The 14452-nt window shown below is 39.9% G+C and carries 12 protein-coding genes and 1 pseudogene; 12 read left to right on the plus strand and 1 reads right to left on the minus strand.

The window, feature by feature from the left end:
• Positions 1-7: 7 nt before the first annotated feature.
• The 5 genes and pseudogenes from FTU12_RS07130 to FTU12_RS07150 all read left to right on the plus strand — a co-directional run bounded on the left by FTU12_RS07130 (position 8) and on the right by FTU12_RS07150 (position 3969).
• Entirely contained in the window at positions 8-436 is a 429-nt protein-coding gene (locus FTU12_RS07130) for a glycine zipper domain-containing protein (protein WP_078193959.1), read from the plus strand.
• Positions 437-722: 286 nt separating this feature from the next.
• Entirely contained in the window at positions 723-1238 is a 516-nt protein-coding gene (locus tag FTU12_RS07135) for a hypothetical protein (RefSeq protein WP_078188572.1), read from the plus strand.
• A 179-nt stretch (positions 1239-1417) separates the two neighbouring features.
• Positions 1418-2425 carry an LLM class flavin-dependent oxidoreductase gene (locus FTU12_RS07140; RefSeq protein ID WP_180114051.1) on the plus strand — a complete coding sequence of 336 codons (1008 nt, stop codon included), beginning with the start codon at positions 1418-1420 and terminating at the stop codon, positions 2423-2425.
• A 231-nt stretch (positions 2426-2656) separates the two neighbouring features.
• A pseudogene (yiaA, locus tag FTU12_RS07145) lies at positions 2657-3133 on the plus strand (inner membrane protein YiaA).
• 263 nt (positions 3134-3396) lie between these two features.
• Positions 3397-3969: a flavoprotein gene (locus tag FTU12_RS07150; protein ID WP_180063546.1), complete on the plus strand. Its 573-nt coding sequence runs from the start codon at positions 3397-3399 to the stop codon at positions 3967-3969.
• Between the two features lie 997 nt (positions 3970-4966).
• On the opposite strand, the gene FTU12_RS07155 is transcribed toward FTU12_RS07150, so the two are convergent.
• Positions 4967-5803, minus strand: a complete 837-nt coding sequence (locus tag FTU12_RS07155) for a pyruvate, water dikinase regulatory protein (RefSeq protein ID WP_078188576.1) — start codon at positions 5801-5803, stop codon at positions 4967-4969.
• A 153-nt stretch (positions 5804-5956) separates the two neighbouring features.
• On the opposite strand from FTU12_RS07155, the gene ppsA reads away from it, so the two are divergent.
• The 7 genes from ppsA to cyoE all read left to right on the plus strand — a co-directional run bounded on the left by ppsA (position 5957) and on the right by cyoE (position 14402).
• Positions 5957-8335 carry a phosphoenolpyruvate synthase gene (ppsA, locus tag FTU12_RS07160; protein WP_180114052.1) on the plus strand — a complete coding sequence of 793 codons (2379 nt, stop codon included), beginning with the start codon at positions 5957-5959 and terminating at the stop codon, positions 8333-8335.
• 82 nt (positions 8336-8417) lie between these two features.
• On the plus strand, positions 8418-9200 hold the full coding sequence (locus FTU12_RS07165) for an RDD family protein (protein WP_180005233.1): 783 nt from the start codon (positions 8418-8420) through the stop codon (positions 9198-9200).
• Between the two features lie 302 nt (positions 9201-9502).
• Entirely contained in the window at positions 9503-10570 is a 1068-nt protein-coding gene (cyoA, locus tag FTU12_RS07170) for a ubiquinol oxidase subunit II (RefSeq protein ID WP_180114053.1), read from the plus strand.
• A gap of 3 nt (positions 10571-10573) precedes the next feature.
• The gene (gene cyoB, locus FTU12_RS07175) at positions 10574-12562 is read left to right on the plus strand and encodes a cytochrome o ubiquinol oxidase subunit I (RefSeq protein ID WP_078193968.1); all 1989 of its coding nucleotides are present in this window, start codon (positions 10574-10576) and stop codon (positions 12560-12562) included.
• Between the two features lie 4 nt (positions 12563-12566).
• Positions 12567-13187: a cytochrome o ubiquinol oxidase subunit III gene (cyoC, locus tag FTU12_RS07180; protein ID WP_078188581.1), complete on the plus strand. Its 621-nt coding sequence runs from the start codon at positions 12567-12569 to the stop codon at positions 13185-13187.
• Positions 13187-13513, plus strand: coding sequence for a cytochrome o ubiquinol oxidase subunit IV (locus FTU12_RS07185; protein ID WP_078188582.1), 327 nt, complete (start codon positions 13187-13189; stop codon positions 13511-13513). Before cyoC ends, FTU12_RS07185 begins: the two co-directional genes overlap by 1 nt.
• A 10-nt stretch (positions 13514-13523) precedes the next feature.
• Positions 13524-14402 carry a heme o synthase gene (gene cyoE / locus FTU12_RS07190; protein WP_180114054.1) on the plus strand — a complete coding sequence of 293 codons (879 nt, stop codon included), beginning with the start codon at positions 13524-13526 and terminating at the stop codon, positions 14400-14402.
• The last annotated feature ends 50 nt before the right edge of the window (positions 14403-14452 follow it).

The following is a 14452-nucleotide window of genomic DNA, read 5'->3' on the forward strand; positions in this document are numbered from 1 at the left end:
GTGAACTATGAAACTGAATACTCTTTTAATGACAGCCACTCTAGCAACTGCTTCTATGTTCACTGTGTCTGCAAATGCAGATAGTACAACACGCGTTGCTGCAGCTAGTGCATTAGGTAGTGTTGCAGGTACTGCAATTGGTAAAAACATGGGCGGTAATACCGGCGCTACAATTGGTGCTGCTCTTGGTGGTGCTGGTGGTGCTGCGGTAGCAAGTAATAAACGTAACCGTACAGAATCTGCTATCGGCGGTGCTTTAGGTGGTGGTACAGGTTATACCGTTGGTAAAAGCATGGGCGGTACAAACGGTGGTTACATCGGCTCTGCACTAGGTGCTGCTGGTGGTGCTGCTCTAGGTAATAAAATCTCTAAAGATAAAGCCTACGACAAACACCAAGAACGTAAATACAAAAAACGTTACCGTCGTCGTCACTAATTCAAAATTAGTGAGTCCGTATTGGATCGTGAAAAGAGCACCTTCGGGTGCTTTTTTTATGTATCGCCTTTTTTCAAATGATAAATACAATTTTATTTATTGCACCTCAAATATGTAGAGTTGATCCACTCTATCCATGTGATCAATCATGTAGAAATAAAGTGCAAAATTTACATTGCAGCAACGGAACACATATTTTATTTCACATCACGCTCCAAATATTCGCTATGTGTTTTCATATATTGATATCAACAGATAAACATCATGCTTCGTAAGGAGTTTAAAAATGAAAATTAATAAAATTCTATTCAGTGCAGCAATTGCCGCTTCAGCGCTTACCATGACTGCTACACATGCAGGTAATAGCACCAATACTGCTTTAACTTCTGCTTTAGGTGGTGTTGTTGGTGCAGCAATCGGGAACCAAGTTGGCGGCCAAACTGGCGCAATGATTGGTTCAGCAATTGGTGGCGGTGCAGGTGCAGCAGCATCGGCAAACAAACGTGACCGTAATGGTGCCATCATCGGTGGTGCACTTGGTGGCGCAGGTGGTTATACCGTAGGTAAAAACATGGGCGGCACAAACGGTGGTTATATCGGTGCTGCACTTGGTTCAGCCGGTGGTTCTGCACTAGGTAAAAAAGTGTCTGAAGACCGTCGCTATGATGATCGTTATGATGATCGCTATGACCGTCGTTATAACAACCGTGGCTATCGTACCAATAATTATAGCTACAATGACCGAGGCTACCGTGGAGACAATGGTCGTCACTTAGGTTGGTACAAAAACGGTAAACGTTAATCGATATATTTCAATGGAAAAAAATCAGCACCTTCGGGTGCTTTTTTTGTATATAAAAAAAGTTTAGATATATCTAAAGTTGTCTTTTTACACCGCCCCACGACCATATCGAATTTATTCGATATACATTCAGCTTTTTATATCGTATTATTTCGATATAAAGATCTCTGAGAGAAAACATGCGTACTCTAGCCGATACAAAATTTTCAATACTTGAACTCGCACCTGTTCGAGATGATAAAACCATCGAATTTTCACTCAAACATGCACTCCAGTTAGCACAAAAAGCGGAACAACTTGGCTATGAGCGTCTATGGTTAGCCGAACACCACAATATGGATGGCATCGCAAGTTCTGCAACTGCGGTTTTACTTGGTTATCTCTTAGCAAATACACAATCCATCAAGCTCGGTTCAGGCGGGATTATGTTGCCCAACCATGCACCTTTGGTTGTCGCTGAACAATTTGGCACGCTTGAAACGCTATATCCCGGCCGTATTGAACTCGGCTTAGGTCGAGCACCAGGTACAGACCAAACCACCATGCGCGCACTACGCCGTGGCCGTCAGGAAACTGAAGATCAATTTCCACAAGATGTCCTTGAGATATTGCAATATTTTAAAGCACCTGAGCCACAGCAGCGCATCATTGCTACACCAGGACAAAATACACATGTTCCCGTATGGCTTCTAGGTTCTAGTTTATTCAGTGCACAACTCGCTGCACGTTTAGGTCTACCCTATTCTTTTGCTTCACATTTCGCACCACGCATGCTTGGACAAGCAATTCAGCTCTATCGTGAAAATTTCCAAGCATCCGAATATTTAGATCAACCTTATGTCTCTATGGGCGTACCAACGGTTGTTGCTGAAACAGATGAAGAAGCAGAATATCTAGCAACAAGTGCTTATCAACGCGTTTTAGGTTTAATGCGTGGTCAAAGTTTAAAACTCAAAGCTCCAGTCAACAGTATGCAAGGCTTATGGTCTGCTGCAGAAAAGATGTCTGTTGATAATTTCTACGCTATGGGACAAGTCGGTTCAAATGCAACCGTTCGAGCAGGTTTAGAAAACCTGCTTACTAAATATGACGTTGATGAATTTATTTTCACCTGCGACATTTACGATACCGATAAGCGCATTGAAAACTTCGAGCGTTTAATGCAAATCAAAAATGATCTCGCTTAAGACTCTCAACTTAATGATCTAATCCAAGCGTTTAATCCGTCTAAAGGCAGGATTGCGACTACGTTTTGTGGTTCTTTAGACGGATAGCAGTCAACAGATAATATGGTTTCGGCTAACAACGACCATCACTACACTTAAAAACCATCATTGCCTCAACGAAATAATTGCTTTACTCATTTTTATTACTGTATAAATATTAAACATAAGCAAAACAAAGAGAAAAATAAGCAGATGAGCCAATATATTAATAAACCCACACCCGCATTTATCGCAGCAAGTTGGTGTGCACTGATCTTAGGCGCTGTGGTGTTTTGCATAGGTTTATTCAATGCAAATATGATGTTGAATGAAAAAGGCTTTTATCTCATTTTATTGCTCTATGGATTATTTTCATCGGTTTCACTACAAAAAATCATTCGTGACCGTTTAGAAGGAATGCATGTCACTGCAATCTACTTCGGACTTTGCTGGGCATCCGTCATTATTTGCCTCGTACTCCTTGCCATTGGTCTATAGAATACTGAACTGGCATTAAGTGAAAAAGGTTTTTACATGATGGCTTTCCTAATGAGTTTGTTTGGCGCAGTTGCTGTACAAAAAAATATTCGTGATATGGACTATTTACGTACACATACCGACCAACCCGAACTTAAGCATTCAACCCCGAGTCAGCTTGACTATAACTCATCAGATGATGAACCACTTTAAAACTCACAAAATTTATAGATCTCAAAAGCTGTTCATGCAGGTCGCTCATTGTTTTATCGATCTGCTTGAGCGGTTAATGAACTACAACGCATAAAAAAATCAGTTCACTCCTAGAAATGTATAAATGACAAGGGCCAAGCAAATCAATTCTAGACAAATTGTATGACTCATCAGACTGAAAAAACGCTTTACCCCGACTGGCCCATCACAGAATATATTCCTATCTAAGACTCAACTAAAAAAACAAAAGACAAGGAATAAATATGGCCAACAAGCAGGATGCAACCCACCATATTTTTAATAATCATCTAGAGGATTTTGAACACTTTCGTGGAACGATCATCAGTTCAGAACAGATCAAAGATTATGATTTTAAGAATCAAAAAATCGCCATTATTGGGATAGATCAGCATGTGGTCTCTGAACTACATCATCTATGTCAGGTTGCAGATAACATCATGGTCTATCAAATCAAACCGCAATTTGTCTTACCACGCACCGAACGTCTACTGAATAAATTAATCCAGCACCCACTGATTGCAAAAAATCGACGTTTATTTAGCAATCGTATTAAGAGTATTTTGGCGATTCGGTTTTTAGAAGATCAAGTGCCGAACCATTGGTTAAGACATTTACTCAGTCCAAATACCGCAATTCAGAACAAAACCTTCCTAAAATCTGATCATTATTATGCAGCATTACAGCAGCCAAACTGCATCTTAAATACTTGGCCAATTGCAAAAATTCAGAGTAATTCAATCACGGCTTTAGATGAACATACGTTTGAGTGTGATGTCATTGTGCGCAGCGAATCTAACCAATCCAAAGAAAAGTAATGACATTGCAATTATTTTCACATGACATTTACTAAAATTTATCCAATTGATCAAAATTCACAACACTAAAAGCCATCTTTGGTGGCTTTTAGTAAATCCCCTACGTTATTGAATACTTTCATTCGATAAGGCTAAGGATTCTTAAAAATCCATAAATGAAAATAGCTTTAATCGTGCTACATGCTTTTTCATCTCTCAGACTTAAATCATGCCTCCGACCTACACCATCAGCTACAGCGAGTTTATAGACGTGCAATTTTGAATAGTTATGATCAATTCTTCATAAAAAATTTATATCAAACCAATAATTTTTCAGTGCTTATTTTTTTTACACAGCTCTATTTACTCCTTAACTGTAAGTTGAAAAATTTATATTGATGCTTATGTTCAACCGATATTTACCTATATTGTTATCTATATTTAATAGGAAAATAACAGATTGAAATCCAGTTTAAATATCAATTTATATCGGAGTTTAGAGCCTGAATGTTATTAATTTGACTATTTTTCACCCACATCAATTAAATAAATGATGCCATTTCTTGAGATTTAACACCTAAAAGCAACTGTTTGATTATTTTTTATTCTATTTTTGCCTATTTTTTTTGCATTTAAACAAGCTATTTTTGAAAACTTGATCAAATATTAAACTGTATGTGCTAAATCAGGTATATACACCACTCTTATCAAGTAGATTATTCAGGCTTAATTCATAGCTAAAAATACAGCACAGCACGGATTATTTTAAAAGATTCAAGCTGTCAATTAGGCCATATTTTATAAATTTTCAGCCAAAAAAATTCATCAAATTGGTACACATTTGAATGCAGAAATTGCTTAAATTTTAAGTCTAAATATTGAGGAAAATTTTCATCAATATTTTAAATATTTATCATTCATTAAAAGTATGACAAGCCAGAAATTAATACTATTTTTATATAATTTATACAGAAATTCATTATCATCAAAAGAGCCACCGAAGTGGCTCAATTTACACTTAACCAATACGACGTTTCAGTCCAGTCATTTGTAAAACACGAGTTGAAATTTCTTCAATCGACATTTCCGACACATTTAAGTATTTGATTCCTTCTGAAATATAAATACCTTCAATCGCACGTAATTCCATCTGGCACTGACTAAAACTTGCATAACGACTATTGGCCTTACGTTCTGAACGAATTGCTACAAGGCGCTCTGCATCAATCATCAAGCCAAATAACTTATGCTTATGTTCACGTAAAACTGCAGGTAAACGGTTGTCATCCAAGTCTTCTTCTGTCAAAGGATAGTTCGCTACACGAATACCAAATTGCAAAGAGAGATAGATGGAAGTTGGTGTTTTACCCGAACGTGATACCCCGATTAAAATTAAGTCGGCTTTATCATAATGACGAGTACGTGCCCCATCATCGTTATCTAAAGCAAAATGCACCGCATCAATACGTGCTTTATAAGACTCAGAATCTGTTACTGCATGGGTTTGACCGACTAAAGTCGTAGGCGCAGTACCTAACTCGTCAGACAGCTTACTGATAAGCCCTTCAAAAACATCAAGATTTACTGCATTTGCCGTATTAATAATGTCACGTACATACGGGTCAACAAGGGTGTCAAACACCAAAGGCTTTTGACCGTCTTGCTGCGCTCTAAGATTGATCTCTGCAACCACATTTGTAGCCGCTTCTTCAGAGGTAATATAAGGAATAATATGAATGTCAAAATCTACATGAGGAAACTGGGCTAACAGTGAATGACCAAGCGTTTCTGCGGTAATCGCTGTCCCATCCGAAACAAAGAAAACACTACGCTGAATCTGTTTACCTTCTGACATTAAAATTCTCCTCCAAAATTTGTCTTAGTGCTATATAATCATTATAGTAAACCATCTTACATGACTGTCACTTAGTAAATTTAGAATGCTAAGTAATTTGTTATAATTTCATGCCAAGATAGTGATTAATACTGCAAAAGTGGAGTAACAACTTTGGAAGCGCGCGTAATTGGTCTAGAAAAATTAGGGAAACACGACGTAGAACTCGTGGGCGGTAAAAACTCATCATTAGGTGAAATGATCAGCCATCTCGCAAATGCTGGTGTATCTGTTCCTGGTGGTTTTGCTACTACAGCTCAAGCATATCGTGAATTCCTCGAGCAAAGTGGCCTGAACGCTAAAATTAACGCTGAACTTGCTGCACTCAATGTTGACGATGTAAATGCACTTGCTGAAACTGGTGCGAAAATCCGTCAATGGATTGTAGACACTCCGCTGACTGCTGAACTTGAAAAAGAAATTCGTGAAGCTTTCACAGCTCTTTCAAACGGCAACCCTGAAATCGCGGTTGCCGTTCGTTCATCTGCAACTGCAGAAGACTTACCAGACGCTTCATTTGCAGGCCAACAAGAAACTTTCTTGAACATCCGTGGTATCGATAACATCCTTGTTGCGATTAAAGAAGTATTTGCTTCACTTTATAACGACCGCGCAATTTCTTACCGTGTACACCAAAACTTCGCACATGACGTCGTTGCGTTATCTGCTGGTGTTCAACGCATGGTTCGCTCTGAAACAGGTGCTGCTGGTGTAATGTTTACACTTGATACAGAATCTGGTTTCCGTGACGCAGTTTTCATCACAGCATCTTATGGCTTGGGTGAAATGGTTGTACAAGGTGCAGTTAACCCTGACGAATTCTATGTATCTAAACCACTTCTAAATGCAGGAAAACACGCTGTATTACGTCGTAACCTTGGTTCTAAACACCAAAAAATGATTTATGGTGAAGAAGGTGCTGCGGGTAAATCAGTGGTTGTTGTAGACGTTGAAAAAGCAGATCGTCAACAATTCGCTTTAAATGACCACGAACTTCAAGAACTTGCTAAACAAGCATTGATCATTGAAAACCATTACGGTTCAGCAATGGACATCGAATGGGCGAAAGATGGCGATGATGGCCAAATCTATATCGTTCAAGCACGTCCTGAAACTGTGAAGAGCCGTCAAAATGTAGGCACAATGGAACGCTACCTTCTTAAACAAAAAGGTAATGTGATTTGTGAAGGTCGTTCAATCGGTCAACGTATTGGTTCTGGTCGCGTGCGTATCGTGACTTCAATCAAAGAAATGGACAAAGTTCAAGACGGCGACGTACTTGTATCTGACATGACTGACCCAGATTGGGAACCAGTAATGAAACGTGCTGCTGCGATTGTCACTAACCGTGGTGGTCGTACTTGTCACGCTGCGATTATTGCACGTGAACTTGGTGTTCCTGCAATCGTAGGTTGTGGTAATGCAACTGAAGTATTGACTGACGGTCAAGAAGTGACTGTGTCTTGCGCTGAAGGTGACACAGGCTTTATTTACGAAGGTGCTTTGGACTTTGAAATCCAACGCAACTCTATCGAATCTATGCCTAAACTTCCGTTCAAAATCATGATGAACGTAGGTAACCCTGACCGTGCATTTGACTTTGCTCAAATTCCTAACGAAGGTGTTGGTCTTGCTCGTCTTGAGTTCATTATCAACCGTATGATCGGTGTACATCCTAAAGCATTGCTTAACATTGACAGCCTACCACGTGAAACTCGTGCTGCTGTAATGTCACGTACTGCGGGTTATGCATCTCCTATCGAATTCTATGTTGAAAAACTAGTTGAAGGTATTTCTACACTTGCTGCAGCGTTTGCTGACAAACCAGTGATTGTTCGTATGTCTGACTTTAAGTCAAACGAATATGCAAACTTAATCGGTGGTAAGTTATACGAACCTGAAGAAGAAAACCCAATGCTTGGCTTCCGTGGTGCAAGCCGTTATGTGTCTGACAATTTCCGTGACTGCTTCGAACTTGAATGCCGCGCACTGAAAAAAGCACGTGACGAAATGGGCTTAACTAACATTCAAATCATGATTCCTTTCGTACGTACTGTTGCTGAAGCGAAACGTGTTATTGAATTGTTAGCGCTTAACGGTCTTAAACGTGGTGAAAATGGTCTTAAAGTGATCATGATGTGTGAACTTCCAACCAATGCATTGTTGGCTGAACAGTTCCTTGAACACTTCGACGGTTTCTCTATCGGTTCTAACGACTTAACTCAGTTAACACTCGGTCTAGACCGTGACTCTGGTATCGTTTCTCACCTATTTGATGAACGCGATCCAGCCGTTAAAGCACTTCTTTCTATGGCAATTCATGCTTGTCGTAAAGCTGGCAAATACGTAGGTATTTGTGGTCAAGGTCCTTCAGACCACCCTGACCTAGCTAAATGGTTAATGGAACAAGGCATCGAGTCTGTTTCGCTTAACCCAGACTCAGTATTAGACACATGGTTCTTCCTTTCTGAAGAAAAAGCTCAACAAGCTTAATAAACTGTGTTAAAAAAAGACCCACATGTGGGTCTTTTTTTTTATTTATACTTTTACAGACGTTTTTTGAGATTTTAGTTTTATGCAGATTTACTTGGCACGAAATAACCAACAAGCTGGTCCCTACACCTTAGAACAACTTAACCAAATGCTCGCGAGCCAACAAGTGTTACTCACGGACTTGGTTTGGCACCAAGGTATGACCGAATGGAAAGCTTTGGGTGAACTCACTCAAGGTCAGTTGGTTTATATGCCTGCAGGATATACTGCACCAACAGCATTCGAATCAAATCAAACTGCAACTACGCCATCAAATACCTATGCACAGCCTCAAGCGGTACAAGAGCAAACTAGCCTAGCTAGTATTCCTAAACGTGTTTTGGCGAAAATCGTCGATTTACTGCTTTGGATACCAGCAACTTTTATCTTAACGGCATTTTTTAGTCCAAGTGAAAAGACACAATTTGCAAATCTGAATGAACAGTTTATGCAAGCTGTGATGACCCCAAATGCTGACCCCAATGTTTTACAGGCATTACAAACACAAATGGTTGAAATGTTTCCCAACCAAGCTTGGATTGCAATGTTTGCCTACCTATTTATCATGCTTTTCATTCAAGCGTATTTGATTGCTAAATCAGGTCAAAGCATTGGTAAAAAAATCACCAAGATTAAAATTGTAGATGCCGAAACCAGTCAACCTGTAAACCTCATGCGTGGCTTCACTTTACGCAGTGTTTTATTTATTTTCCTGAACTTTTTATCAATGCCATTAAGCGTAATCATCGATTCCGTTTTCATTTTCGGCAAGAAGCGTCAAACCTTGCATGACAAATTAGCAAAAACCAAGGTAATAAACCAATAATTTTCACTTTTATTCAGGGATGATTTTTTCATCCCTTTTTTGTGCATTATATTGAAATTAAAATAAAATTTAGATAAAAAAAATACAATCCCGACTAGCAAAATAGGGTTTTAATACAGTCATTTAAAGCATCTTTATGTATAGCTTAGTTTGCCGATATCAGGCATAATGCCCTACAACGTAGCGGTGTCGCATCATTGTGACTGTTTTTTCATGTCTGAAAAAATCACAATCATGCGACACTTTATTCGCTATCCCAAATTTTAAATTTAGGGAATGGGACTCTTCACCGAGGTTGTAAAATGAGACAAACAATTTTAGCTGTATTGTCTTTATCTGCGATCGCTGCACTCTTAACTGGGTGTGGTGGTGATATGGTACTTCTAAACTCAAAAGGTCCAGTTGCTGAAGGTCAATCAAACCTCATGCTTACTGCGATCTACCTAATGTTGTTGGTCGTTATTCCATCAGCACTTATGGCGTTATGGTTTGGTTGGAAATATCGCGCGTCAAATAAAGATGCAGACTATAAACCTACTTGGGCACACTCGACTGCAATTGAAGTTGTAGTTTGGGGTATTCCTGTCATTATTATTGGTATTTTAGCGGCATTAACATGGTGGGGCTCACACGAGTACGATCCATACAAACCATTAAAATCAGAAAAAGCACCATTAACAGTTCAAGTTATTGCTGAACAATTTAAATGGATCTTTATCTACCCGGAACAAGGCATCGCGACTGTAAACGAAATGCGTTTCCCAGAGAAAACTCCGGTATCGCTTCGTATTACATCTAACTTTACGATGAACTCATTCTTCATCCCTGCGTTAGGTGGTCAGATTTATGCAATGGCGGGTATGCAAACTCACCTGAACCTTTTAGCTGACGAACTTAGTCCTGCTGAAGGCTTCCGTGGTTTCTCATCTAACTACTCAGGTTACGGTTTCTCACAAATGCGCTTCCGCGCTCACTCTGTGACAGATACTCAGTTTGCTGAATGGATTTCTGCTGTTAAAGCTGGTAATGGTACTTCAGTGAATCCACAAGCAGTTCAAAAAACTGTTTTAGACCAAGCTGAATTCCAAACTCTTAAAGACGGCGACCGCTCTAAACATCAGATCGAAGCTTTAGTTGCTAGAGCAACTACTCCTGAAGAAAAGGCTAAAGCTGAAGCAATGAAGCCTTACCCTACTAAGCCACATCCAGTGACTTATTACTCTTCAGTAGAACCTAAATTGTTCGAATCAGTGATCAATAAATACATGAGTAACTACCACGGTGCTGATCATACAGCTACTGTTGGACACGAAGCTGCTGCTTCTGAAGCTCATGCAGGCGTTGAACATGCGACTGTTGCAGGGGAATAAGACATGAGCTTATTAGGTAAGTTAGGACCAGATGCAATTCCACACGATCCAATCGTGTTGGTTACTGTTGCAATGATGATCCTTGGCGGTATCGCAATTGTTGCTGGTATCACCTACTTTAAAAAATGGGGCTACTTGTGGAACGAATGGTTCACATCTGTAGACCATAAAAAAATTGGTATCATGTATATCCTCGTGTCAATTGTCATGCTTGTGCGTGGTTTTGCCGATGCGATTATGATGCGTCTTCAACTGTTCCTTGCAAAAGGTGGCGGTGAAGGTTACTTACACCCAGAACACTATGACCAGATCTTTACTGCCCATGGCGTAATCATGATCTTCTTCGTAGCAATGGGTCTAGTTGTTGGTTTAATGAACGTTGCTGTACCACTTCAAATTGGCGCACGTGACGTAGCATTCCCATTATTAAACTCTCTTAGCTTCTGGTTATTCGCCGGCGCTGCGGGCTTGATGATGGCTTCTCTTGCAATTGGTGAATTCGCTGCAACAGGTTGGATGGCTTACCCTCCACTTTCTGGCATCGAATACTCTCCAGGTGTAGGTGTAGACTACTATATCTGGGCACTTCAGGTTTCTGGTCTAGGTACGCTTCTTACTGGTGTTAACTTCTTCGTTACCATCATCAAAATGCGTGCGCCTGGCATGAAACTTATGGACATGCCTATTTTCACTTGGACTGCATTAGTTACTGTAGTGCTTATCGTTGCAACATTCCCAGTTTTGACTGCGACTATTGCAATGCTTTCACTTGACCGTTACTTCGGCTTCCATTTCTTTACAAATGACATGGGTGGTAGCCCAATGTTGTATGTAAACTTGATTTGGACTTGGGGTCACCCGGAAGTTTACATCTTGGTATTACCAGCTTTTGGTATTTACTCAGAAGTTACTGCTGTGTTCTCACGCAAAGCGTTGTTCGGCTACAAATCTATGGTGTACGCAACTGTAGCAATTGGTGTTCTTTCACTAGTTGTATGGGTTCACCACTTCTTTACAATGGGTGCTGGTGCCAACGTTAACGCGTTCTTCGGTATCATGACCATGATCATTGCGATCCCTACTGGTGTGAAAATCTTCTCTTGGTTATTCACTATGTACAAGGGCCGCATCACCTATACAACTCCAATGCTTTGGACACTTGGCTTCCTTGTGACTTTCGGTATTGGTGGTTTAACAGGCGTATTAATGGCAGTTCCACCAGCGGACTTCTTAGTACACAACTCTTTATTCCTTATCGCTCACTTCCATAACGTAATTATTGGTGGTGTAGTGTTCGCGATGTTCGCGGGTATCATTTTCTACTGGCCAAAAATGTTTGGTTGGAAATTGAATGAAACTTGGGGTAAAGCAGCGTTCTGGTTCTGGTTCTTCGGTTTCTACTTTGCATTCATGCCACTTTATATCCTTGGTTTCATGGGTATGACTCGTCGTTTGAATACATATGACAACCCTGAATGGGATCCGTACTTAGCGATCGCTTTATTTGGTTCTGTATTGGTTGCTATCGGTATCTTCTGTTTTGTTATGCAAATCGTTGTTGGTTTCCTTCAACGCAAAGACAACATGGACGTTACTGGCGATATCTGGGATGGTCGTACTCTTGAGTGGGCTACTTCATCTCCTTCACCATTCTATAACTTTGCTTATCTTCCAAAGATCAATGGTATTGATACTTTCTGGACTGACAAAGAAAATGGTGTTGCTTACGCTAAGCCAACTACATACGAAGACATCCATATGCCTACAAACCGTGCGGCAGGTTTCGTAATTGCAATGTTTATTACAGTTATGGGCTTCGCATTAATCTGGCATATCTGGTGGTTAGTCGTTGTAACTTTCATTGCTTCAATTATCAGCTTCATCGTTTCTTCTTTCACTAAGAAAGTTGACTACTATGTTCCAGCTGCAGAAGTTGAACGTATCGAAAACGAACGCTATGCGCTTCTTGAAAAACACTTGAAGAAGGACTAAGACAATGGCTGAAGTACTTCATCACGACAACCACGGACATGACGAGCATCATCATCACGATGATACTGACATCACTGTCTTTGGTTTCTGGACTTACTTGATGAGTGACTTGGTTCTTTTCGGGACACTCTTCATCGCGTTCGCTGTATTAAGTAGCCACGTTCCAGTGGGTACGCCAAGTGCACAAGAGCTGTTTGGTGAATCTTTAGGTTTCGTTTTAACTGAAACTTTCGCCCTTCTTATCTCTTCTGTAACTTTTGGTTTTGCTGTTCTTGCAGCATACAAGAAAAATGTTGGTCAAGTTTTAACTTGGTTAGCAGTTACTTGGGTATTTGGTGCAGCCTTCATTGGCATGGAACTTTATGAGTTCAACCATTTAGTTCATGCTGGTCATGGCCCAAGCACAAGTGCGTTCTTATCTGCGTTCTTTACTCTAGTTGGTACGCATGGTATTCACGTAACTTCTGGTTTGGTATGGATGCTTGTGTTGATGTTCCAAATCAAGAAATATGGTTTGACACTTCCAAACACTCGTCGTCTTGCTTGCCTAAGCTTGTTCTGGCACTTCCTTGACATCGTTTGGATCTGCGTATTCAGCGTTGTTTACTTGATGGGAGTTATCTAATGAGTCACGATCATAACTCTGCTGGTGCAGCTCACGGTAACGTTAAACAATATACAATCGGTTTTATCCTTTCTGTTCTACTTACCGTAATTCCATTCGGTATGGTAATGGCAGGTGGTTTTAGCCGCGGTCTATTGGTTGCCGTAATCGCGATTACTGCGGTTGCTCAGGTTCTTATTCAGTTAGTTTACTTCCTGCATATGAACTCTTCTTCAGAGCAACGCTGGAACGTGATTGCATTTGTTTATACAATCCTCACAATTGCTATCCTTTTAGTAGGTTCTGTGTGGATTATGAACTACCTTCACTTCAACATGATGATCTAAACTGCTCGTCATGCTGAAAAAGTATTTATTCCTGACTAAACCAGGAATTCTCTTTGGTAACTTTGTTACCGCTTTGGGTGGCTACTTTGTAGCTGCCCAAGGTTTTGTAGATTTCCTTCTGTTGCTTCTTACCCTCTTAGGCACCCTCTTTGTGGTCGCTTCTGGATGTGTTGTCAATAACGTTATTGACCAAGACATCGACTCAAAAATGCAACGCACACAAAATCGTGCGATGGTTAAAAAATCAATCTCGATTCCTGTTGCTTTAGTTTTTGCTTTAGTTTTAGGTGTAATTGGTTTTAGCATTTTATGGTTCTGGGTAAATGCTTACGCTTTTCTTTTTGCTGTTATTGGTTTTGTCGTATACGTTGGTTTTTACAGCTTATGGACAAAACGAACAACAATCCATCAAACCATTATCGGCAGTCTTTCTGGCGCAGCGCCACCTGTAATCGGGTATACGGCAGTTGCAAACCAGTTTGATTTAGGTGCATTACTGATTTTTATTGGTTATGCATTTTGGCAAATGCCTCATTCTTGGGGAATTGCAGTTTACCGATTTGATGACTACAAAAATGCAGGAATTCCAATTTTACCTGTAGCACGTTCAATTCATCGAACCAAGGTTGAATCTTTGGTTTACGTGATTTTGTTCTGCATTACCATGAACGGTTTATACTTTTATGGTTATGCCAATTGGATTTATATGATTGTCCTGAATGCCTTAAGTCTGTATTGGATTTATTTAACCATTCAAGGATTCAAAGCTGAAGATGATCAAGTTTGGGCAAAACAATATTTCATGTTTTCGGTCAAATTGATCACAGTGATTAGTTTAATTTTTAGTTTTACCTCCACTGCCCCTCTAAAGCCAATTGTATTTTTTTAAACAAGATAGAGTTTTACTCTATCTTTTTTTATTTCTAGGCATCTTCAATC

The sequence above is a fragment of the Acinetobacter sp. YH12063 genome (assembly GCF_013419715.1).
In the GTDB taxonomy this organism is placed as follows: Bacteria; Pseudomonadota; Gammaproteobacteria; order Pseudomonadales; family Moraxellaceae; genus Acinetobacter; species Acinetobacter amyesii.